Source organism: Gilliamella sp. Occ3-1, from assembly GCF_001690655.1.
Taxonomy (GTDB): Bacteria; Pseudomonadota; Gammaproteobacteria; order Enterobacterales; family Orbaceae; genus Gilliamella; species Gilliamella apicola_P.
This window is the reverse complement of sequence record NZ_LZHQ01000030.1, coordinates 1-21,723: the sequence shown is the minus strand read 5'-3', so window position 1 is coordinate 21,723 and position 21,723 is coordinate 1. Positions and strand designations below refer to the sequence as shown.

At 33.5% G+C, this 21,723-nt stretch carries 17 protein-coding genes; 6 read left to right on the top strand and 11 right to left on the bottom strand.

From position 1 onward, the window contains the following. Positions 1-83 precede the first annotated feature (83 nt). Together hemL and bcp are read left to right on the top strand one after the other, a co-directional pair. Positions 84-1,376 (top strand): glutamate-1-semialdehyde 2,1-aminomutase, encoded by a 1,293-nt coding sequence (gene hemL / locus A9G43_RS09120; RefSeq protein ID WP_065608479.1) that lies wholly within the window; start codon positions 84-86, stop codon positions 1,374-1,376. Between the two features lie 62 nt (positions 1,377-1,438). Beyond that, positions 1,439-1,915 carry a thioredoxin-dependent thiol peroxidase gene (gene bcp, locus A9G43_RS09115; protein WP_065608477.1) on the top strand — a complete coding sequence of 159 codons (477 nt, stop codon included), beginning with the start codon at positions 1,439-1,441 and terminating at the stop codon, positions 1,913-1,915. A 34-nt stretch (positions 1,916-1,949) separates the two neighbouring features. Here bcp and A9G43_RS09110 read toward each other — a convergent pair whose 3' ends face one another. Continuing rightward, the gene (locus tag A9G43_RS09110; protein WP_065608475.1) at positions 1,950-3,035 is read right to left on the bottom strand and encodes an AI-2E family transporter; all 1,086 of its coding nucleotides are present in this window, start codon (positions 3,033-3,035) and stop codon (positions 1,950-1,952) included. A gap of 48 nt (positions 3,036-3,083) precedes the next feature. Beyond that, positions 3,084-4,607 carry a helicase HerA-like C-terminal domain-containing protein gene (locus tag A9G43_RS09105; RefSeq protein ID WP_065608473.1) on the bottom strand — a complete coding sequence of 508 codons (1,524 nt, stop codon included), beginning with the start codon at positions 4,605-4,607 and terminating at the stop codon, positions 3,084-3,086. Between the two features lie 168 nt (positions 4,608-4,775). Here A9G43_RS09105 and A9G43_RS09100 point away from each other — a divergent pair, with 168 nt between their 5' ends. Then, the gene (locus A9G43_RS09100) at positions 4,776-4,997 is read left to right on the top strand and encodes a YdcH family protein (protein WP_065608471.1); all 222 of its coding nucleotides are present in this window, start codon (positions 4,776-4,778) and stop codon (positions 4,995-4,997) included. A gap of 335 nt (positions 4,998-5,332) precedes the next feature. On the opposite strand, the gene mgtA is transcribed toward A9G43_RS09100, so the two are convergent. Continuing rightward, positions 5,333-8,041 (bottom strand): magnesium-translocating P-type ATPase, encoded by a 2,709-nt coding sequence (mgtA, locus tag A9G43_RS09095; RefSeq protein WP_065559945.1) that lies wholly within the window; start codon positions 8,039-8,041, stop codon positions 5,333-5,335. 709 nt (positions 8,042-8,750) lie between these two features. On the opposite strand from mgtA, the gene A9G43_RS09090 reads away from it, so the two are divergent. Beyond that, the gene (locus A9G43_RS09090; RefSeq protein ID WP_065559946.1) at positions 8,751-9,428 is read left to right on the top strand and encodes a hypothetical protein; all 678 of its coding nucleotides are present in this window, start codon (positions 8,751-8,753) and stop codon (positions 9,426-9,428) included. A gap of 110 nt (positions 9,429-9,538) precedes the next feature. On the opposite strand, the gene A9G43_RS09085 is transcribed toward A9G43_RS09090, so the two are convergent. The 7 genes from A9G43_RS09085 to hutW form a co-directional block, all read right to left on the bottom strand. Then, positions 9,539-11,431 (bottom strand): DNA topoisomerase III, encoded by a 1,893-nt coding sequence (locus A9G43_RS09085; RefSeq protein WP_065608469.1) that lies wholly within the window; start codon positions 11,429-11,431, stop codon positions 9,539-9,541. A gap of 72 nt (positions 11,432-11,503) precedes the next feature. Continuing rightward, positions 11,504-12,505 (bottom strand): zinc transporter ZntB, encoded by a 1,002-nt coding sequence (zntB, locus tag A9G43_RS09080; protein WP_176701722.1) that lies wholly within the window; start codon positions 12,503-12,505, stop codon positions 11,504-11,506. Between the two features lie 84 nt (positions 12,506-12,589). After that, positions 12,590-13,363 carry a heme ABC transporter ATP-binding protein gene (locus A9G43_RS09075; RefSeq protein ID WP_065608467.1) on the bottom strand — a complete coding sequence of 258 codons (774 nt, stop codon included), beginning with the start codon at positions 13,361-13,363 and terminating at the stop codon, positions 12,590-12,592. 16 nt (positions 13,364-13,379) lie between these two features. Further along, the gene (locus A9G43_RS09070; RefSeq protein WP_065608465.1) at positions 13,380-14,381 is read right to left on the bottom strand and encodes a FecCD family ABC transporter permease; all 1,002 of its coding nucleotides are present in this window, start codon (positions 14,379-14,381) and stop codon (positions 13,380-13,382) included. Positions 14,382-14,449: 68 nt separating this feature from the next. Next, entirely contained in the window at positions 14,450-15,043 is a 594-nt protein-coding gene (locus A9G43_RS09065; RefSeq protein WP_081298100.1) for an NAD(P)H-binding protein, read from the bottom strand. Positions 15,044-15,060: 17 nt separating this feature from the next. Continuing rightward, positions 15,061-15,561: a heme utilization cystosolic carrier protein HutX gene (hutX, locus tag A9G43_RS09060; protein WP_065608463.1), complete on the bottom strand. Its 501-nt coding sequence runs from the start codon at positions 15,559-15,561 to the stop codon at positions 15,061-15,063. An 18-nt stretch (positions 15,562-15,579) separates the two neighbouring features. Then, positions 15,580-16,992 carry a heme anaerobic degradation radical SAM methyltransferase ChuW/HutW gene (gene hutW, locus A9G43_RS09055; protein ID WP_065608461.1) on the bottom strand — a complete coding sequence of 471 codons (1,413 nt, stop codon included), beginning with the start codon at positions 16,990-16,992 and terminating at the stop codon, positions 15,580-15,582. Positions 16,993-17,333: 341 nt separating this feature from the next. On the opposite strand from hutW, the gene A9G43_RS09050 reads away from it, so the two are divergent. Together A9G43_RS09050 and A9G43_RS09045 are read left to right on the top strand one after the other, a co-directional pair. Beyond that, the gene (locus A9G43_RS09050; RefSeq protein ID WP_065608459.1) at positions 17,334-18,185 is read left to right on the top strand and encodes a heme/hemin ABC transporter substrate-binding protein; all 852 of its coding nucleotides are present in this window, start codon (positions 17,334-17,336) and stop codon (positions 18,183-18,185) included. Positions 18,186-18,267: 82 nt separating this feature from the next. Further along, positions 18,268-20,589: a TonB-dependent receptor domain-containing protein gene (locus A9G43_RS09045; protein ID WP_065608457.1), complete on the top strand. Its 2,322-nt coding sequence runs from the start codon at positions 18,268-18,270 to the stop codon at positions 20,587-20,589. Positions 20,590-21,569: 980 nt separating this feature from the next. Here A9G43_RS09045 and A9G43_RS09035 read toward each other — a convergent pair. After that, positions 21,570-21,723: integrase core domain-containing protein (locus A9G43_RS09035; RefSeq protein ID WP_141674060.1), on the bottom strand; the 154-nt coding region annotated here is incomplete at its 5' end.

Sequence of the window (21,723 nt, the reverse complement as noted above, 5' to 3'; positions counted from 1 at the left end):
AATAAATTTCTCATAGCTAGCTTGAATTTATTTTGATTTTATGAATAAATACAACAAAATTTTCTAGAGAGATTATCTCGATTATGCTAAACAATTTCAAATCAGAAAAGCTTTACCATCAGGCTCAATCAGTTATGCCTGGTGGCGTAAATTCACCTGTTCGTGCCTTTAACGGCGTTGGTGGCTCACCTTTATTTATTGAGCGTGCAAACGGTGCGTATATTTATGATGTGGACGAAAGAGCCTACATTGATTATGTTGGTTCTTGGGGACCGATGATCCTTGGGCACAATGATCCCGATGTAGCCAATGCGGTAATTAACGCTGTTCATAACGGTTTGAGTTATGGTGCACCAACCGAAATTGAAACCAAAGTTGCTAATTTAGTCACGCAATTAATGCCTTCAATTGAAATGGTGCGTATGGTAAATTCGGGAACTGAAGCGACCATGAGTGCCATCCGTGTTGCACGTGGTTTTACTGGACGTGATAAGATTATTAAATTTGAAGGCTGTTATCACGGTCATGCTGATTATTTGTTAGTTAAAGCGGGGTCTGGTGCTCTTACTTTTGGACACCCAACTTCACCGGGTGTACCTGATGATTTTGTTAAACATACCTTAGTTTGTGATTATAACAATTTAGAATCGGTCAAAAAACAATTTGAACAATATCCCGACCAAATTTCCGCCATCATTATTGAACCAGTTGCTGGCAATATGAATTGCGTGCCAGCAAAAAAAGAGTTTTTACACGGTTTACGAGCACTTTGCGATAAGTTTGGTGCGTTATTGATCATTGACGAAGTTATGACGGGCTTTAGAGTCGCTCTTGGCGGAGCTCAAGATTATTATGATGTTGTGCCCGATTTAACTTGTTTAGGTAAAATTATTGGTGGTGGTATGCCTGTTGGAGCGTTTGGTGGTCGTGCGGATATTATGATGCAATTAGCACCAACTGGTCCAATATACCAAGCTGGAACTCTTTCAGGTAACCCCGTTGCAATGGCAGCGGGTTACACAACGTTATCCAAATTAATGGAAGTTGGAATCTATCAGGAGTTAGAAGCTAAAACTACATCACTTGCCGATGGTTTATTGTCGGTAGCTAAAAAGCATAATGTGCCATTAGTAGTGAATTTTGTAGGTGGTATGTTTGGATTGTTCTTTACAACTGCTTCTGAAGTAACCAGTTATCAAGATGTGATGCAGTGTGATATTGAATTATTCAAAAAATTCTATCATTATATGTTAACTGAAGGTGTTTATTTTGCACCGTCAGCTTTCGAAGCTGGTTTCATGTCACTGAAACACACAGACAAAGAGATCAATCACACCATTGACGCAGCAAGCCGTTTTTTTAATAACTTAGTTTAAATGTATTACACTTTTTATATTTCCAATAAAAATATTAAACTATTAAAATAGGTAATAATTATATGGTTAATCCACTTAAAGAAGGTGAAAAAGCACCACAATTTTCGTTGCCAGATCAAGATGGAGAGCTAGTAAGCTTGAATGATTTTAAAGGCAAACGTGTTTTAATTTATTTTTACCCAAAAGCGATGACGCCTGGTTGTACTGTGCAAGCATGTAATTTGCGTGATTTCTCAGATGAGTTTACAAAGTACAATGTGGTGATTCTAGGTATTAGTACTGATAAACCAGAAAAATTATCTAGATTTATTGAAAAGGAGCTATTAAATTTTACACTTCTTTCTGACGAAAATCACGAAGTTGCCCAAGTATTTGGTACATGGGGCGAAAAAGAGTTTATGGGTAAAACCTATGATGGAATTCACCGTATAAGCTTTTTAATTGGCGAAGACGGTAAAATAGAAAAAGTGTTTAATGATTTCAAAACAGCCAACCATCACGAAGTAGTTTTAAATTATCTTAAAACACACAGTAAATAGAATAGTTTTGATTAAAAGCAGATTAACCTAACCATTAATCTGCTTTTACTTTGATATTGGAATTATTTAATTCGTCTGGTTTTGGCCATGCATTTATGATTGCTTTAACCAATGTTGCTAAAGGTATTGCAAAAAATATTCCCCAAAATCCCCATAAACCACCAAAAACAATTACAGCTAAAATAATTACTAATGGATGCAAATTCAGCTTTTCCGAAAATAAGCAAGGTACTAATAAATTACCGTCTAATGCTTGTATTAGGACATAGAAAAATAACAAATAACCAAATTGTGCGCTTAATCCCCATTGAAATAGCGCAATTAATATAACTGGAATACTTGAAATAATAATACCAACATAGGGCACTAATACAGATAATCCAACAAAAACGGCTAATAAAAGTCCATAATCTAAACCAAAGTACCAAAAAGGAATATAGATAAAAATGGTTAACATAATAATATGTAGCACGTTGCCTACTATATAATTAGATATTTGCATATCCATTTCAGTGGCAACTTTGTCTAGAATTGTTCGATTTTTGGGTAAAATTTTTGAGCAATATCCCCATATTTTTGCTTTGTCTTTTAAAAGAAAAAACATCATTATTGGTATTAATACCGCATTAATTGCAATAGAAACAAGTCCTAATAAAGACACGATGGAAAATTGCAATAACGAATTGCCTGTTTGCACAACTTTGTTGGTAATACCTTGGATAACCGAGTCGAATAAGCCAACATCAATTAGTTCAGGGTAGTGTTCAGGCAAGGTGGTTAAAAAGTTGTTTGCAAAATTCAACATGTTTGGAATATTAGTGATTAAGCTAATGCTTTGTTGCCAAATTAATGGTAATAAAATCATAAATCCGACTAATACAATCATTAAAAAAAGCAGTAACACCATTACAACTGCCAGTGTTCTTGGTATGTTTTTTTTATGTAGATAGTTAACCGGTCTATCAAGTAAATAAGATAGTACAATCGCAATTAAAACCGGTAGAAGAATTTTATTGAAAAAATAGATAATAATAAATAAGCCAACAATAACAGCCATTAGCGAAACAACATGCGGATCGCTAAAGCGTTTTTTATACCATTCTATGAACATTTTTAACATTAAAATACTCCTATTTTGCTGACTTTTTAAGTAATAACTTCGTTTTGGTTATTTTTTTAAACCACCTAATATACCGCGGGTGATCTGTTTGCCGATTTGATTAACAACTTGCCTTATTGCGCTTTTGGCTATTTTTTGGGTGATACCATCGTGTTGTCCACCTCTTGACCCCTTAGTACCAAAAAGGAATGTGCTTAAAAAATTTAGCAATCCACCATTATTTTGTATATTATTTTTATCATCGTCTATTTTTGTATCGCTACCATTGCTGTTTTGATCGGATTGGTTATTTAAAGAAAATCCATTTTTCAGTATTTCATAAGCGGATTGTCGATCTATGGTTTGTGCGTATTTGTTGTAAAAACAAGATTGGCGAATAATAGTTGATTGATCTTCTGGCGACATTGGCCCCATTTTTGAACGCGGTGCAATAATATAACCGCGTTCAACCATGTTTGGGCGACCTTTTTCATCTAAAAACGATATAAGTGCTTCGCCAACGCCTAATTCCATTATTGCTTTTTCAGTATCAAAACTTGGATTGGCACGCATAGTTTGGGCGGCCGTTTTTACAGCTTTTTGATCTTTTGGGGTAAATGCACGTAAGGCATGTTGCACCCGATTACCTAATTGCCCTAAAACTGTATCAGGAATATCACTCGGATTCTGAGAAGAAAAATAAATTCCTACCCCTTTAGAGCGAATTAAACGCACCACTTGTTCTATTTTTGCTAATAATGCAGGCGAAATGTCATTAAAAAGTAAGTGAGCTTCGTCAAAAAAGAAGACAAATTTAGGCTTATCAAGATCACCTACTTCTGGCAAGTGTTCAAAAAGTTCTGACAATAACCATAATAAAAAGACTGAATATAATTTTGGAGAGTTATATAACTTTTCGGCCGATAAGATGTTAATTATACCGTAACCTTCAGGATTAACTTGGATTAAATCTTGAATGTTAAGCATTGGTTCACCAAGGAAAAATTCGGCACCTTGTTGTTCTAGAGTTAACAATCCACGTTGAATTGCGCCAATTGACGATAATGAAATGTTTCCATATTGTGTGGTAAATTTTTTAGCGTTATCACCAACAAATTGTATTAATGCTCGAAGATCTTTAAAATCAATTAATAATAAACCATTATCATCAGCAATTTTAAATACTAACTGTAAAACCCCTGCTTGAACGTTATTTAAATCGAGTAACTGACCAAGCAAAATAGGCCCTATATCTGACACAGTGCTACGAACGGGGATCCCTTTTTCAGCAAAAACATCCCATAATTCAATCGGTGACAAGTCTGGTTGCCAATTATCAACTTCAATACTCGCTAAACGAGCTTGTAGTTTTTCAGTTAATATGCCTTTTTCACCAATCCCAGTTAGGTCACCTTTAACATCAGCAAGAAAGACAGGTACACCTATTTTTGAAAAACCTTCTGCCATTCTTTGTAATGTCACTGTTTTACCTGTACCAGTTGCGCCAGTAATTAAACCATGGCGATTAGCTAATGCTGATATAATTGATAAATCTTTGCCATGACTTTTGGCAATTACAATCGACTCACTCATGGAATAACTCCCTTTTTATTTTTTACTTTGTAATTAAAATAGTTTTGTTATAAAAATATATTTAGCCATTAAAACAATTTTTCTATTAAAGCTACAAATAATATTGTATTCTGAATTAGCAATAGCTGCTATTGTTATTATTTTATCTAACCCATATAAGGAGGCACTATGTTTCCAGAATATCGAGAATTAATTTCTAAATTAAAAAATACCGATCTACGTTTTCAAAAATTGTTCGCCCAACATAATGAGCTCGACCAAAAAATTAAAAACATTGAATCTGGAATTATTGTCAATACCGCTGAAACGATAGAGGCATTGAAAAAACAGAAACTTAAAATTAAAGACGAAATTCATGAAATTTTAAAAAAAGCGTCTGAAATTAGCTAAACTTTTAATTACCTATAATTTGTAATTATTTTAATTAATCGTTTTATTTTAAAATAATAAACGATTAAACAAAAACCCCAATAATTGGGGTTTTTTATTATGTGTTAACTTAAAATTCTTGCGCTAATTATTTTATATTCAATTAGTTAATTGTGCTTGAGCTTTTTTTTGTTTTCGGCTTTTGATTAGCATAATTAAATTTTTATGTGGTGTTTTCATAGATTATTTCCTTTGTTATTATTTTATATTTAATATTTTGATTTTTAGTATTTTTTGAATACATACTTCTTAAATTAGCTAAGCGATATCAGTATCACTTAGCTATTATTAGTTAATTAAAACCATTGTCCAAAACGTTTGATATAGATACGTTTCATTAATTGTGCAACGCAGCAATAGCTAAATAGGGTTGCTAAAAGCCATGGAAAGTATGACCAAGGTAATGGTTGTAGTCCAATTAACCCACTTAGTGGAGAAAACGGAATATAAATACCAATAGCCATAACTAACAAAGTCATCACAATAACAGGAAATGCCGCCGTGCTTTGCACAAATGGAATTTTTTGTGTTCTTAGCATGTGCACAACCAAAGTTTGCGATAATAACCCTTCAATAAACCATCCTGAATGAAATAGTGATTGAGCTTCAACACTATTAGCACTAAATACAAACCACATTAATGCGTAAGTTGTGATATCAAAAATAGACGATGTGGGTCCAATCCAAATCATAAAACGTCTAATGTTCAACGCATTCCATTTACGTGGTTTTTGTAAAAATTCATTGTCCATTTTGTCCCATGGCAATGAGAGTTGTGAAATATCATACAATAAGTTTTGAATAAGTAAATGTATCGCTAGCATAGGTAAAAATGGTAGAAACGCACTAGCAACCAATACTGAAAAAATATTGCCAAAATTAGAACTTGCTGTCATGTTTAGATATTTCATGATATTGCCAAAGGTCTCGCGGCCACATATTACACCTTCTTCTAAAACCATTAGGCTTTTTTCAAGTAAAATAATATCAGCAGATTCTTTAGCGATGTCGGTTGCAGTATCTACCGAAATCCCTACATCGGCATCGCGAAGTGCTGGTGCATCGTTAATACCATCGCCTAAAAAACCAACAGTATGCCCATTATCTTGCAACAATCGAATAATTCGCGATTTTTGCAACGGTGTTAATTTCGCAAAAATAGTGTGCTGTTCGATCTGTTTTTTTAGCTCGGCATCATCCATTTTTTCAATTTCAGTGCCAAGTAATGGCGTGCCAGGTTCTAAACCAACTTCTCGACAAACTTTAATAGTGATGATTTCGTTATCACCGGTTAAAACTTTAACTCCCACACCATGCTCATTCAATGCTGAAATAGCTTCGAATGCGCTTTCTTTTGGTGGATCTAAAAAAGTTAAAAAGCCACGAATGGCGAGCGCAGTTTCGTCCTGCACGGTGTATTGTGGTTTTGTTTCACTTGCCGGAATATTTTTTACGCCAACGGCTAACACTCTAAAGCCTTCTTTATTATATTCATGTGCTAATGCGATCAAGGCTTGTTTACGTTCATCATTTAATGGTAAATATTCGCCATTTTCATAAACGTAACTAGCAATAGACAGCATTTCTTCAACTGCGCCTTTACAAATCATCAAATGGTTATCATCACCATTTTGTACTACCACCGATAAACGTCGGCGTACAAAATCAAATGGTAATTCATCAATTTTTTTATATAAGCTAACACCAACCTTTTTCATACTGGTCTTTTCTTCGGCAAAACGAATAATCGCTTTATCCATTAAGTTTTTCATACCGCTTTGATAATAACTGTTAAGCCATGCAAGTTCCAAAACAGATGAATCGACTTGACCTTTTATATCAAGGTGATGCTCTAAAATGATTTTATCTTGTGTTAATGTCCCCGTTTTGTCAGTGCATAAAATATCCATCGCCCCAAAATTTTGGATTGCGTTGAGCCTTTTAACAACCACTTTACGTTTTGCCATACCAACAGCGCCTTTTGCTAGATTAGCGCTCACAATCATTGGTAACATTTCTGGCGTCAAGCCAACGGCCACGGCTAATGCAAAAAGCGCAGCATCGCCCCAATCATTTTTTGAAAAACCATTAATAAAAAATACAATTGGCACCATAATTAGCATAAATCGAATAAGCAACCAACTAACGCTATTAACACCACGATCAAACGAAGTTTCAGCACGAGATCCTACAATTGATTTTGCCAATGAGCCAAAATGAGTATCCCCCCCTGTTGCAACAACAATGGCTGTGGCGGTTCCACTAACAACGTTTGTTCCCATGTAACAAATGTTATTAACATCAAGCAAATTATCTTTGTTGATGTTTGATGTTTCAATATTATCGGATGTTTTTTGTGTTACAGCACCTAATGTGTCGTACTTTTCAACAGGAATCGATTCGCCTGTTAATACAGCTTGGCTAACAAATAAATCCCGAGATTCAATCAATCGAATATCTGCCGGGATCATGTCTCCAGCCGACAAGTAAACAATATCTCCAGGAACAATTTCACTTAATGGAATCTCAATACGTTCTGGGCTCATATCTTTATGCGCACGTCTTAGCACCGTTGCTGTTGTGCGAATCATCGATTTTAACGCTTCAGCCGCTTTGTTCGATCTAAATTCCTGCCAAAAACGCAATAATCCACTCAGTGATACCATAGTTAGAATAATGATAATACTGGTTAAATCTGTCTCTTCACCATTTTGCAAAGGTAACCAAAAATCAGTCACAAAACTGACAATAGCTAACGCTAATAATACAAATATAAATGGATTATTAAACGCCATTAATAGTTGTATTAAAACTGATGGTACCTTTTCGCGTGCGACTTCATTTTTTCCATATGTTTCAATTCTCGACTTTGCACTTTCTTGTGTTAATCCTGAAAGGCTAGATTGAAATTTAGCTAAAATACTATCAAGACTACTTTGGGCTTCGTTGATAGCTTTAATATCCACACTATTTTGTGCTTTAGTTTTTGATGTATTTTTTGTCATCATAAGTACCTATATTCATAATTTTGGCAAAAGTAGGCCAACTTATTGTTACTAAATAACAATAAATAATTAAATTTTGTGATTAGCTAAAATTTAGTGCATAGCAAAATTAGCCTGTAAAGCTATTTTGTATAGCTTGGGCTTAGCATTAAATTTAATTAGCAACAGAATTAATTAAGAATTTAGATACAACTCGGTGGTTCTAAATGTTTTTCTGAAAGATGTAAAACACGCACCATTAAACTTTGCGCGCATTGGTGTTTTGAATTTGTGTGATAGCGTGTAAAAAAATACATATCGTTCACCGTTACCGTTTTATCAATTTCGGTTTGTGAACTGAAAAAATGGTTATTTAGACAGGTTCATTAACCGATAATGATGTGTTTAAATTTGTCTCCCCTAGTCTTGGGGTGACCCGATTGAGTGTCCATATTTCTCCTGTAAATTGAACTCTTCACTTTATATTTCAACTTCCCTTCACCCTCGTTTTTAACTTCCAAATAGCTAAAAAAGGAAGAAAAGCTCAAAAGGCGGGCTCTTTATACGCCTTTAGGATGAAGAAGTCAACCCATCTAACAAAAAAAGAAACACAGTTGTTGAAAAACAGCACTTATCGGCGCTTTTATCTTCATTTTCATTTAGAACAGATACCCCTACTACCTAATATAAGATACAATTACTGCACTATTAATTAACGTGAATATTTAAAATGGAACTATCTGAATTACTCCATGATAATTGGTTCAATTTGGTAATTATTTTTGTACTTTCTTTTGCCATATTTATTTTAAAAAAACGTACTCAAAATGACTATTTTGATAATATTATTAAATATGCCGATATTTTAGGGAAAACACCTCAACCCAAATATCAAATAGATTATTTAAATAATATAAAAAAGAAACTAATTTGGGAAAAAGTCTGTTTTTATCAAGCTGGTAATATCGATAAAGAAAGTATCGCTATTTCACTAGTAAATGCTGATGCTCATAATCTTATTGAACTCACTCAATTAGACTTATTAACGCACTACTTTAAAATTACACAAAATCGTATTACACCACTTAAGCCCTATTTAATTAAAGAAGTTGTATTTAGTGGTATTGCATTTATTGTCGCATTAATTATGTTGCTATCTAACGTTATTACGGCCGTGAGCTCACCTTGGATAATTAATGTTATTATTGCTATTTTGACAAGCTTTATCATAATTATAGCTCTATTTCGTTTTGCTATAGAACCAATTAAACGTCTAAAAACCTATTTTTCAATTCTAAAAGATAAGAACTTTTTACAAAGAGCAAATAATGAGTTAGCCAAAATAACCAAAGAGAAAAATAGATTGAACACCGATATTTTAGAAGAAACAACCGAGCAAAAAAAATAACAAAATCGTCAACAAATTTAAAATTATTATTCAGCTAGTCTGTAATATGATTATATTAATAAATAGGATGAACAGTATTACTACTGTTCATCCTATTTATTATATGGAGATTAACCTTGAATATTCAATCTTGCATTTTTTAACTGATTAACAAGATCTAACAGTGATAAATTAAGTTGATGCATAAATTGTTGATACGAAAACTCTTTTTTGCTAATTTCATTTAATTGCAATTCCCAATGGGCAGTAATATCTGGCATCGACATTATATCTGGTAGTGATAAAATCAGATTTTTACCTACCTCGGTTGAGCGAATTGCTTTGCCTTGACGAGTTAAAAATTGACGTTTAAATAACAATTCTATAATACTTGCCCTTGTTGCTTCTGTACCTAAACCATCTGTTTCGCGTAGTATTTTTTTAATTTCGGGATCTTTAACAAATCTGGCAATCCCTGTCATCGCAGACAACAATGTTGCATCGGTAAATGGCCTTGGTGGTTGGGTTTCTTTGCTAACCAGTTCAGTATCAATACATTGCACTGTTTCGCCCTTTTTAACTAATTTAGTTAATAAACCATTACTTTCATTATCATCAATATCGGTTTGAGCTTGAAAGTTTTTAGTTCTAAATAAAACCTTCCAACCTTCATCAAGCATTTGGTTAGCTTTAGAAATAAATTTTCCACCTTGGATATCAACATCAATTTGCAATTCAGCATATTTATATGCTGGATAAAATTGAGCTAAATATTGCGTTGCCACAACTTGATAAACCGCCTTTTCATTATCAGTTAAGTTTTCCATTTTAGCTTTACGCAACGTCGGAATAATAGCGTGGTGCGCCTCTACTTTTTTATCATTCCAAGCTTTAGTGCGTAAAGTATAATTAGCATTACTAATTGCGGTTTGCAATTCTGGGCAATTATTTTCAATGGCAGACTTTACACCTATAATTTGTTTCAAGTGTTCTTCAGGCAAAAAGCGACAGTCTGATCTTGGATAGGTAATTAATTTGTGTTTTTCATATAACGATTGACAAATATCAAGCACATCTTGAGCGCTCAGCCCATTTTTTTTAGCCATCTCAATTTGCAGTGCCGATAAATTAAATGGCATTGGTGGCGCAAGTTCTTTCTTTTTATTGCTAACTTTATCAATTGTTCCTGATTGATTATTAATACGCTGACAAACATTTTCGGCCAATTTTTTAACTAAAACACGCCCTTCTTCATCCTGGTAAGGCGCGCAAGCTTCGCTAGGTTGCCATTTGGCTTTGAAAATTTCATTATTTTTGGTTTGTAGCACTGCAAAAACTTCATAAAATGGTTTAGGTGCAAATTGCGCTATCTCTAAATCTCGTCTAACCACTAACCCTAAAATAGGGGTTTGTACTCGCCCAATTGATAAAACACCTCGATAACCGTTTTTTTGACCAACAATGGTACAAAGACGACTCATATTAATGCCATATAGCCAATCGGCTCGAGCTCTTGCTAATGCCGAGGTTGATAAAGGAATAAAATCTTGATTGTTACGTAATTGTTGCAATGATTTTTCAACCGCGCTAGCATTCAAATCGCTAATTAAACAGCGTTGAATTGCTTTGCGTTTATCTGGTGATAATTGACAATAATTTAAAACTTCATCTACTAGCAACTGCCCTTCCCTATCTGGGTCACCAGCATGTACTATCTGCTCTGCTGACTTAATCAAATTTACTAAAATATTAAATTGTTTTTCTGTATTGCCTTTAGGCATTAATATCCATTTTTCAGGCACTATGGGTAAATCATTAATCACCCATTTTTTATATCGAGGATCATAAACTTCTGGTGTAGCTTGCTCAAGGAGATGACCAATACACCAACTAACCACATCACCATTACTTGCTTTAATAAAACCATTACCTTTTTGATGAGGTTTAGGTAATACGTCAGCGATAGCCCTTGCTAAGCTGGGCTTTTCGGCAATAAATAAACGATAGGGCTGATTAGATCGCATAACAACAATTATTCATAAAAAATACCAAAATTATAAACGGTTATTCGTTTTTTACAAAAAAGATTAGCCCAATTACCACCATTTTTTATATTTAAGCCAAATAACTGAAATAACACAAATAATAACAAGCAGTAATATCAACCCAACAAAAGACCAACCTTCGCTACTAAAAGGAATGCCGGCTAAATTGACACCAAGCAAACTGGTTAAAAACGTAATGGGTGTAAAAATTATGGTAAAGAGTGACATTAAATAGATTCTTTTATTGGTTGATTCAGCCAAGAAGCTATTAATTTGTTCCATAATTGAAGCTATTCTTAATAAACAGCTATCAATATCGGATACATAATGATTTTGTTGATAGGAAATATCATGCAAGCGTTGGCGATCGTTATCGTCAATCCACGATATTCTTTCAGTCGAAATTTTTACAAAAATATCGCGTTGTGGTGATAACAATCGGCGTAAGACGATCAACTGTTTACGAACGCGACCGATCTCTTTATAAGAAAAAATACGTTGGTTTAAAACCGATTCCTCTAACTTAATGATTTTATTGTGAACACTATCAAAAGATAAATTAACTTGATCACTAATTAAATCAGACATTTGAATCAACCAATCCGCCACATCTACAGGACCAATTCCCTTTTCTAGATGATCTTTTAATTCAGCAATAGCCGAAATTTGTTGATGCCGTGTTGAAATAATCATGTTATCAGTTATATAAAAACGAAAGGTAACAATAGGATCGGGAAGCTCATTGGGAACAAAATTAACACCTTTTAAAACTACTAAAACACCCGACTCAAAACGAATTTCCTTGGATATTTGCTTAGGTTTTAGCAATTCATTTTTAATCAAATCTGGAACTAGATTTGTATTATTTACCCAATTGATGGTTTCTTGTTTAGCAAAATCTAAATGAATCCAAAATGGTTGTGAAATTGAAGGTTCACTGTGTTCATTAAGTGGTAGCGCTTTACCTTTACCATCTAACTGGCAACAAAAAGCTGGATTAGCTTCTAAAAGATGTGAAACAGAAATAGAATTTACACTATTTTGATTAGTCATCACCGATCTCATTTATTGTTTTTTCAAATTATATACCTAATTTAGTTTAAATTGGAGCTATCAAATAGCGTTTAATTATTTTGCCTAAGGCATTAGATAAATTTGAGGGATACAACAATTATCTGGGTGATGATAAATACCCAACTCAACCCCATACCAGCGATAAATATTATCTGTTGTCAAAACGTCTTTAGATGTGCCTTGTTCAACAATTTCACCTTGATTAATTAATAAGATTTTGTCAGCATATAATGCTGCTAGATTAAGATCATGCAATACACAACATACTGTCAATTTCTGCTTATGAGCAAGTTGTTTTAACAATCTTAAGGTCTGTTGTTGATAATATAAATCAAGTGCTGAGGTGGGTTCATCTAAGAAAAGTAATTTTTCAGTCGGTTCGGATTGCCATAATTGAGCTAAAACTCTAGCTAACTGCACGCGCTGTTGCTCTCCACCCGATAAACTACGATAATCACGCTCAGCAAATTTTAAACAATCTGTTTGCAACATTGTTTCTTGTAGGGCTTGGTTAAAATCAACTTTACCATAAGGTGAACGACCCATAGCGACAACTTCTTTTACTTTAAAAGGAAATGTTAACTGGCTTTGTTGCAACATCACTGTTCGAACTTTAGATAACTTTTTTTCTGACCATTGTGATAGTGGCTTATTAAGTAAATAACACTCTCCAGATAATGGTTTTTCGTAACCTGTTAATAAGCGCAAAAGTGTTGATTTACCAGCACCATTAGGCCCTATAATAATCGTAATTTCACCCATTTTTATGTGTAAAGATACATCATTAATTAATTTGCGACTTGCATCATAAAAAGTTAAATGTTCAGCAGTTAACATTATCAAATTCCATCTATTATTTATGTCTTAAAATTAGCCATAGAAAATAAGGGCCACCTATTAAGCTAGTAAAAAGCCCAACAGGAATTTCGGTAGGTGCAACTAAAGTTCGCGCCAAAGTATCAGCAAGTAGTAATAAACAAGCACCTCCTAGCGCTGATGTGGGTAACAGCCAACGATGATTCGCACCTATTTGTAATCGAATCATATGGGGAACAACCAGACCAACAAAAGCAATTATGCCACTAACCGCGACCGCAGTACCGATTAATACAGCACAAAGCAATAGTAGATATCGTTTTACTCGTTGCACATTAAGGCCTAAATAATGCGCATCTTCATCGCCAAGTTGAAGAATATTTAATTGATGGGAAAGTTTAAAAACACAAAGCAAAACCGGAATAATTAGCGATATTGCAACAAGAACTAAATCCCAAGAACCATTACCTAAATTTCCCATTGACCATAATGAGATCTGTCTTAATTGAATTTCATCACCAATATAGCTTATGCATCCCATTATTGCGCCAATAATGGCATTAATAGCAACGCCCAATAAAACCATTTTTGCCAAGTTACATTGCAAGTTTAGGCTATATATATAAATAAATAAAAAAATCAAAATGCTACCAGAAAAAGCGGCTATTATTTTACCGTAAAGCATCATAATAGGTGGAAAGATCGCTGGAAACAAAATAGATAACCCAACCATTAACGCCGCCCCACTACTGATGCCTAATAAACCCGAATCAGCTAATGGATTTCTAAACAGCCCTTGCATCACCGCACCAGAACTAGCTAATGCCATACCAACCACAACTGCTAACATAATTCTTGGCATTCGAACATTAAGCCAAATACTCCATAACGGATCATCAAATGACATATTAATTATCTTGTTGATAGATAAATTTAAAGCACCACAATTAGCAGAAAGTAGAATAAGCACAAAAAGAATGCCTATTAAACCCCATAATAATGAATGATGGTCATTGGAACAATGACGATTATTTTGCACACTCTAGCCCCTTTTTTATGTTGATTTCTTCATATCATTTAATCAATAAGAGATTTTTAAACTAGGATCTACCACACCATAAGCGCAACAATTTTATCAATAATGATTTTTGCTAAATCAATGCGATAAATAAAACCATGAATCTCTTGCTGATAATAGCATTCGGCATGTTGAGTCATCTCACCATCACTCAGTCCACCCTGTCTTAAAATAACAAAATTTAACGTACTGGTTTGCAACCAAAGCTCGGCTAATGATTTTTCTCGTACGGCGTGACCAAAAGCTTGTTTAGCTTTAGCTGATAACGTAGCCCAAGAATCGCCACACCCTAGCGAAGTCACTAAAACCATCTGTTTAATGTCCGTTTGCTCCGCGCAATCAATAATGAGACGTTGTGCTTGATAGTTCCCGGCTTGACCTCCTAAGGTTGTCACGATCGTAGCATCTGAACCCGCTAACTCACACAAGGATTTAACAAGAGAAGCATTAGTTGCATCACCAATATAAGTTTCAATACCTTGGTTTGATAACTGCTTAGAAAAATCATTATCACGAACCAAAACAATATAACGCCAATTAGGGTAAGTTTGCTTTGCTAACTGCAAAACTTGATAGCCCGTTCCAAGTTTAATGCTTACATCAAAGATTAATAATGTCTTCATATTTTAACGTATTAAAATTAATTAATTTTTTTAGCTAATTTTCTGAACTTTTCTAACTGGTCTGCTTTTAGTTGATGTTTTTCATCACGACCAACAAAAATTTTAAACATTGCTTGCCCCATGTGATTAAGAAATATAATTGATGCAGTAGACATTTTCATAAATTTACGCTCAATAAAAGCAATGTATTGACAATGCTCTACTTTTATATGCCCACTTAAGCCTTTTTGATGGCGTAAATTGAAGTATTTTTGACTATAACTTCCTGGTGGTAATTCTCCAGAAATTTCAGCAATAACATCACCTGTATGGACTAAAAACAGCACCTTTCCCCAAGTTATAACTTCATTCCAAATATTATCAAAATTACTACCATCAACAATTTTTGCATCAGGTAAAGCTTGAATCACTTGCGTGAGTGTGACGTTATAATCTTGAGCAATTTTTTCTAATAATTCTTCTGGATTGGTTTGCATATAAGTAGTTAAATTTGCTAAATGAGGTTGTTTATCTACCATAATAATATCCTTCAATTACTATATGTTATGTGGATGTTTTGCTGTATTAATAGCTGAATAAGGCATAGCAGGTTGACAATGATTTGATTGTCTTGCTTGTTTCTTTTTTTTTTGTAATTCAATATATTCTGGATTATTGAGTTGTAACAATAATTGCTGCAAAGCTTGTAGCATATTGCTTGACCAAAAACGCCCCGATAGTGTTAAAAGCATGCAATAATCTTTATTTTTTAAAAGCCCCACTTGATGCCATTGATCAATTAAAGGTTCAAACAATTGATAGTGTTGCGTTAATTTTTTCAAATCAACTCGTCCTTTTTCAATACCTGCTTGCAATTGATATAACCATTCACCAATCAATGGTTTTCCCGTTAACATCATTATAGGTTTTTTTCCTTGATCAAGCTGGGTATAGTATTGGCTTAAATCGCGATGAATCATAAAAGATTGACCACCTAAACGCCCACCTGCGCAAGATCCAAAAGCAAAAAAATTCGAACCTTGTTTGATTAAAAAATTATATAAATTTCGTTCACGACTGGTTTTCGCCCAATGCGCATTGGTTAAATGAACCCAGCCTTGTTTAGCAAAAAACTCCGCACCTTGGTGGTAAAAATCGCACTTATCGGTGACAGATGGGATTTCGATACGTTTTTTTTCAACACTTTTAGCTAACGGTGTTGTTGGCAATAAATTGAGGGAATAAAGATCAACGCCATCCAATGGTAAATCGTTGGCAATGTCTAAATCTCTTTGCCATTTTTGAGTAGTTTGATTAGGTAAACCAAACATTAAATCACAAACCAAAGCAACACTATCACGCAATGCAATACGCTCAAAACGCTTAATAATTTGTGCTTCAGTCGATTCACGACCTAATCGTTGCCTAATTTCAGAATTAAACGTCTGCACCCCAATCGAAAAGCGATTTGCACCAGCTTCAATATAACTATCAATACGCTCATCATCAAAATCTGAGATGCGTCCTTCTACCGTAATTTCACAATCAGGTGCCAAAGGTGCATGTTGTTTAAAATAACGAATTACTTGCGCGATTTGCCCTGTGGCCAAAGCTGAAGGCGTACCCCCACCAAAATAAATGGCATGAATAGGAGCTGATTGCATCGCCTTATTATGAATTTCGAGCAATATTTCTTTCAACAAATAATCAATATAGGTTTCAGTATTGAACTTCCTTAATGAATTTTGATAAAAGCCACAAAATTGACAATGAATATTACAAAAAGGAATATGAATATAAATCAAACGTTTTTTTCCGATTAAAGCTGTTGTTTGAATAATTTCCCATTGCTGTGCAACCTCTTGTGAAGGTAAAGGCAAACTTGCTTGCAAAGGCATTACTGCCCTGCGATCTTTAAAGGGTAAAATTGCATTTTGTGCATAAAAAACGCTAACATCTAATGATTTCATAACAGATTATCTTGAACAAATAAACAGCATAATTAAATAATAATTATTATCATTTAGCAATGTTTTTTATTTATTATTTTTATAACAAATTGATATTTTTAATTATATTTTTAGATAGATATTATTGAAAAGAGTTTTACGGTTAAATTTGATAATGTTTTACTCAATAAAAATAGCTCAATAGACTAAATTTGTTGCTAATTAAAATTAGCAACACAGTATGTGTAATCCTACTAAAATTTTATCGTTATAAAAAATAAATATCGTTACTTTATTGATAATGGTTATCATTTTCATTATAGTGTTTCGGTTAAAAAATAACTAACAATAGGAAATAAACAATGAAGAAAAATTTTTTTACGAAATTAGGTCTATTTTTATTCATTTTCTGCTTTAACAGCCTTATTAATTTAAGCTTGGCTAATGAAAGAATTGTTATATCTGGTGGCTCTTTAACTGAAATCGTTTTTGCACTCGGCGCAGGTAATCAGGTTGTTGGCGTAGACAAAACAAGTAGCTATCCTGATGCAGTAAAACAACTTCCCCAAATTGGCTATTGGAAATTATTAAATATTGAGGGAATCTTATCACTAAAACCCTCGCTATTTATTACATTAAGTGATGTCGAGCCAGATAACATAGTTAGTCAAGTTGCTAAGGCTAACGTGGATGTTCTTTCACTACAACGTATACCTGGAACTGTTAATTTACTTTATTTAAATATTGAAAAAATTGCTGACAAATTGAATAAGCAAACTGAAGGAAAACAGTTAATCAGTAGAATAAAAAACAACTTGGCACAAATCCAAGAAAAAATCAGCAACCATTCTAAGAAAGCCAAAGTCCTTTTTCTAATGAGTATGGGTGGTACAAATTCGGTTGCAGGTAAAAACACTACCGCCGATGCTCTCATCACCATTGCAGGAGGAGAAAACCTTGCCAAACATACAAGCTACAAAAACTATACTGCAGAATCGTTAATTGCAATGAACCCTGAAATTATTATATTAAATAAAAACTCAATTGAACAATTAGGAGGAATAGAAAAATTAAACACTATTGCAGGAATTACTGAAACATCAGCTTATAAAAATCACCGCATTATAACCATCGACGATAGCTATCTTTTTGGTATTGGCCCAAGAGTTGACGAAGTTAGCCAAATACTTTATCAACATTTTTATCCTCAATAACATGGGATGATTATTTATAATATATTGATTATATTAATAATAATTTTAAGCGAAGCAATTGAAGTGTATTATTGGATTTATTATGTTTGAAAGGAATAAAATGCTTAATCTTACTAATTTAAAAAAAACTAGCACATTAGCTTTAAGCTTGTCCATAATCATGCCTGCAATCGCGGCAGAAAGTAATGACAATGAAAAATACAATGACATCATGACAGTCACTGCACACGAAGCAACCAAAATACCTGGCACCAATACAGAAATATCTGAACAAGATATAAGGCGCGACGGCAGAACCAATTTTGGTACACTTATGCGCTATCAGCCTCTTATTTCTACACCTAGCAATATTTCAGGATCTGGCAGAGGTAAAAGTAGTTGGGATCGCGGTGGATTTACTGGCTATAACATTCGTGGTTTAGATGCTAACCGAATTTCCATCGATATTAATGGTATGCCCTTACCCATCGCACAAGGACGCGTCAACTCTGTAGGTCGAGCTGGTTTTGGTACTTACGGCATTGGCCGAGATTATATTGATACCTATATGTACAACAGAGTTGATATCCAATCAGGTGCAACATCCGTGAGTAATGCCAACAATGCATTAGGTGGCTCAGTATCATTTCAAACAAAAACAGCCAGCTACTATCTATATCCTGGTAAAACAAGCTATTTTGGTTTGCAAAATAATTATGACAGCTCTGATAGAAGTTATCATCAAGGTTTAACTATGGCCGGAGGCGATGATTACCTTAATGGAATTATTGTGTTAAGCCGTCGTGATGGACAACAAACTCGCAATCATGGTGATTCAATAAATGCTTACCCAGAAAACTGGCATTCAAATTCACTATTAGCTGGTTTTGGCTGGCAAATTACCGATGAACATGTACTCAATGCCACAGCGGATTATAATAACAAAACCAAAAATGCACATTACGCTACATGGGATAAATATGGGAAGAAAATTGAATCATTTGATCAGCAAAGAAGCAAAAATAATCGTTTTAATCTAGCCATCAAAGAACAGTGGAAACCAACTAATATTAGCTGGATTGATACCTTAACTAGCCAACTCAATTATCAACAGACCCACGTTTATGATAACACAAACCTAAAACACACATCTAGAAGATCTTTTAACACACAAACACATTATAACACCAAGGCTTATAACTTTATTACAACGCTATTAAAAATTTACGAAAATCAAAAAATCAGTGCTGGTTTAAATGCAAAATGGAGTAAAGATGAATCACCATTTTACACATCGGCCAAATCAGAATATAGAAGAATATTTCCTGATGGTGATTACACCAAGCCTCAAGCTGATAGCCGTAGTTATAACTTAGGTGGATTTTTTGAAGATCGTATTAGCTTTCATATCAACAATGCTCAAAACTTCTATTTAGTTCCTGGTGTTAGAGCGATATATCAAAACACTAAACCGCGTAATCTTGAAAATATGGCATTATCGAATATAAATTCTAGTCAATTAAAGAAACAATACAATGGTAATAGTGACTTTAAAATATTACCGTCGTTTTCATTTATGTATGATATTAATCCTAATTTTATTACTTATTTGCAGTATAGACGTGGCGCACAAATGCCAAATCAAAATCAATTATATGGTTCTTATTTAGCACATAGTCAGATGTATGTACTTGTTGGTGATTCAAATCTCAAAACAGAAATAAGTGATAATTTTGAATTAGGTTTAAAAGGACAGCCAACGACAGGCATTACATTATCAACAGCTGCTTTCTATAATAAATATAAAAATTTCATTGCATACTCTCGTTATAAAAAGAATTTTGTAGGAACCGGTAATCGTATCGTTTATCAATCCGAAAACAGAGATAAAGCTTATATTTACGGTGCCGAACTAAGCAGTGAATTTAATATGGGTAAATGGTTTAAATCAGTAAACGGGTTAAGTACAAGATTTGTAATTGGCTATAACCAAGGTAAGTCCAAATCAAGCTATTTAGGCGATAAATATATCGAGATGGACACAATTGCACCATTAAAAAGTACTATTAGTCTAATATGGGATGATCCAAATAAATACTATGGTTTAGCTTTAACTGTTACCTTCCAAAAAGGCAAAAAAACTCAAGGTACAACCCGTGAAACATACAACAATGAAGGAAAGCCAATAGAAGACTCAACAGATAATTATTTTAGAATTGCAGGACATAGCATTGTTGATTTAACTGGTTATGTAAATATAACTAAAAACATAAAATTAAGCGCTGGCATCTATAATCTTACTGATCAAAAATATTGGGATTACCTAAGTAATAATAAATTATATAGTACTTCAAATTATAAATATTTAGAAATGTTCACTGCCCCAGGTAGAACATTCCAATTAAGTATGAATATTGATTTTTAGTTAGCAATATAAATTATATGTAGGAATTACTCACGTTGATTAAAGTAATTCGAAAAACTACTGTAATAAAAATACATAAAAAAACAAAACTAACGCCATATCACAGACAAGAAATATGGCGTTTATGTCATAAAAAAATAATCGTTATCGATTTAGCTAAATGTTTTATGGTCGGTGGTTCAACCATTTATAACGTACTAAAGAAAGCCCAATTGAAACTTTTTGTCCCTTTAACCAGTAAAAACGCATCCTGTAAAACCATCAGCTATTTAATTAAATTATAAAAACAATTTAAGAAAAGTTAAGACATAAGTCAAACGAAATAACAAGAACTTACCCTACCGAAAGCTATATGTTGATATCAAACGTCAATCTGGAACATTCCATTTATAATACCAAAAGACCTTATGAGTTCTGAATAATATGACTTTCATTGAACATAAAGTATAAAAATAAGCAACATATTTTTTACGTGAGTTTTATATTAACTATGAGATAGTTACAAAATTGTTCACTTTTTAAATTATATTTTTGTAAAAAATATTCAGGAGTCTATACCGTCTGGTGATTAATTAACCGTTGTAAATCCCCTCTTTAGAATTTCCTACACTTTCTCTATTTATCGATCATACTCAAGAAAAACTGCCTAATATAAACGAAAGTGAAACTGAAGAAAATTTATTAAAATTAGCAGAAATTTATAGAAGTATTAGCGGAAGAGCAAATCAAACACTGGCAGTAAATTAAAATCGACTTTATAAGCAACAAAACATTTGATGATGATGAAACTAACACAGTTTCTGAATTTATTACACTGCTTGCTGATATAGTACAAATATGTAATTATTAAGAATAGAGTTTTATAGATAGAAATTTGTTTTTGCAAAAATAATTAAACTAATTCTATCTCTGATAATTTTTTACTTTTAAAAGACCTTTTTGTAAATACCCCAAACTTAATACACAACTCACGTAGAAAATTAAGCTGCCTGTTTTAATGTTTTATACTCGATCGGCGTCATATTATTTAGTGCTTCATGAGGCCTTTCGGTGTTATAAATCGTTAACCATTCTTCGGTTATTCTCCTTGCTTGCGCTAGGTTGTTAAAAAGATATAAATCTAACACTTCAGTT

What these genes read in the sequence shown, in the direction of transcription:
- hemL (WP_065608479.1), top strand. Translation starts at nt 84, where the DNA reads ATGCTAAACAATTTCAAATCAGAAAAGCTTTACCATCAGGCTCAATCA.
- bcp (WP_065608477.1), top strand. Translation starts at nt 1,439, where the DNA reads ATGGTTAATCCACTTAAAGAAGGTGAAAAAGCACCACAATTTTCGTTG.
- A9G43_RS09110 (WP_065608475.1), bottom strand. Translation starts at nt 3,035, where the DNA reads ATGTTAAAAATGTTCATAGAATGGTATAAAAAACGCTTTAGCGATCCG.
- A9G43_RS09105 (WP_065608473.1), bottom strand. Translation starts at nt 4,607, where the DNA reads ATGAGTGAGTCGATTGTAATTGCCAAAAGTCATGGCAAAGATTTATCA.
- A9G43_RS09100 (WP_065608471.1), top strand. Translation starts at nt 4,776, where the DNA reads ATGTTTCCAGAATATCGAGAATTAATTTCTAAATTAAAAAATACCGAT.
- mgtA (WP_065559945.1), bottom strand. Translation starts at nt 8,041, where the DNA reads ATGACAAAAAATACATCAAAAACTAAAGCACAAAATAGTGTGGATATT.
- A9G43_RS09090 (WP_065559946.1), top strand. Translation starts at nt 8,751, where the DNA reads ATGGAACTATCTGAATTACTCCATGATAATTGGTTCAATTTGGTAATT.
- A9G43_RS09085 (WP_065608469.1), bottom strand. Translation starts at nt 11,431, where the DNA reads ATGCGATCTAATCAGCCCTATCGTTTATTTATTGCCGAAAAGCCCAGC.
- zntB (WP_176701722.1), bottom strand. Translation starts at nt 12,505, where the DNA reads ATGACTAATCAAAATAGTGTAAATTCTATTTCTGTTTCACATCTTTTA.
- A9G43_RS09075 (WP_065608467.1), bottom strand. Translation starts at nt 13,363, where the DNA reads ATGTTAACTGCTGAACATTTAACTTTTTATGATGCAAGTCGCAAATTA.
- A9G43_RS09065 (WP_081298100.1), bottom strand. Translation starts at nt 15,043, where the DNA reads ATGAAGACATTATTAATCTTTGATGTAAGCATTAAACTTGGAACGGGC.
- hutX (WP_065608463.1), bottom strand. Translation starts at nt 15,561, where the DNA reads ATGGTAGATAAACAACCTCATTTAGCAAATTTAACTACTTATATGCAA.
- hutW (WP_065608461.1), bottom strand. Translation starts at nt 16,992, where the DNA reads ATGAAATCATTAGATGTTAGCGTTTTTTATGCACAAAATGCAATTTTA.
- A9G43_RS09050 (WP_065608459.1), top strand. Translation starts at nt 17,334, where the DNA reads ATGAAGAAAAATTTTTTTACGAAATTAGGTCTATTTTTATTCATTTTC.
- A9G43_RS09045 (WP_065608457.1), top strand. Translation starts at nt 18,268, where the DNA reads ATGTTTGAAAGGAATAAAATGCTTAATCTTACTAATTTAAAAAAAACT.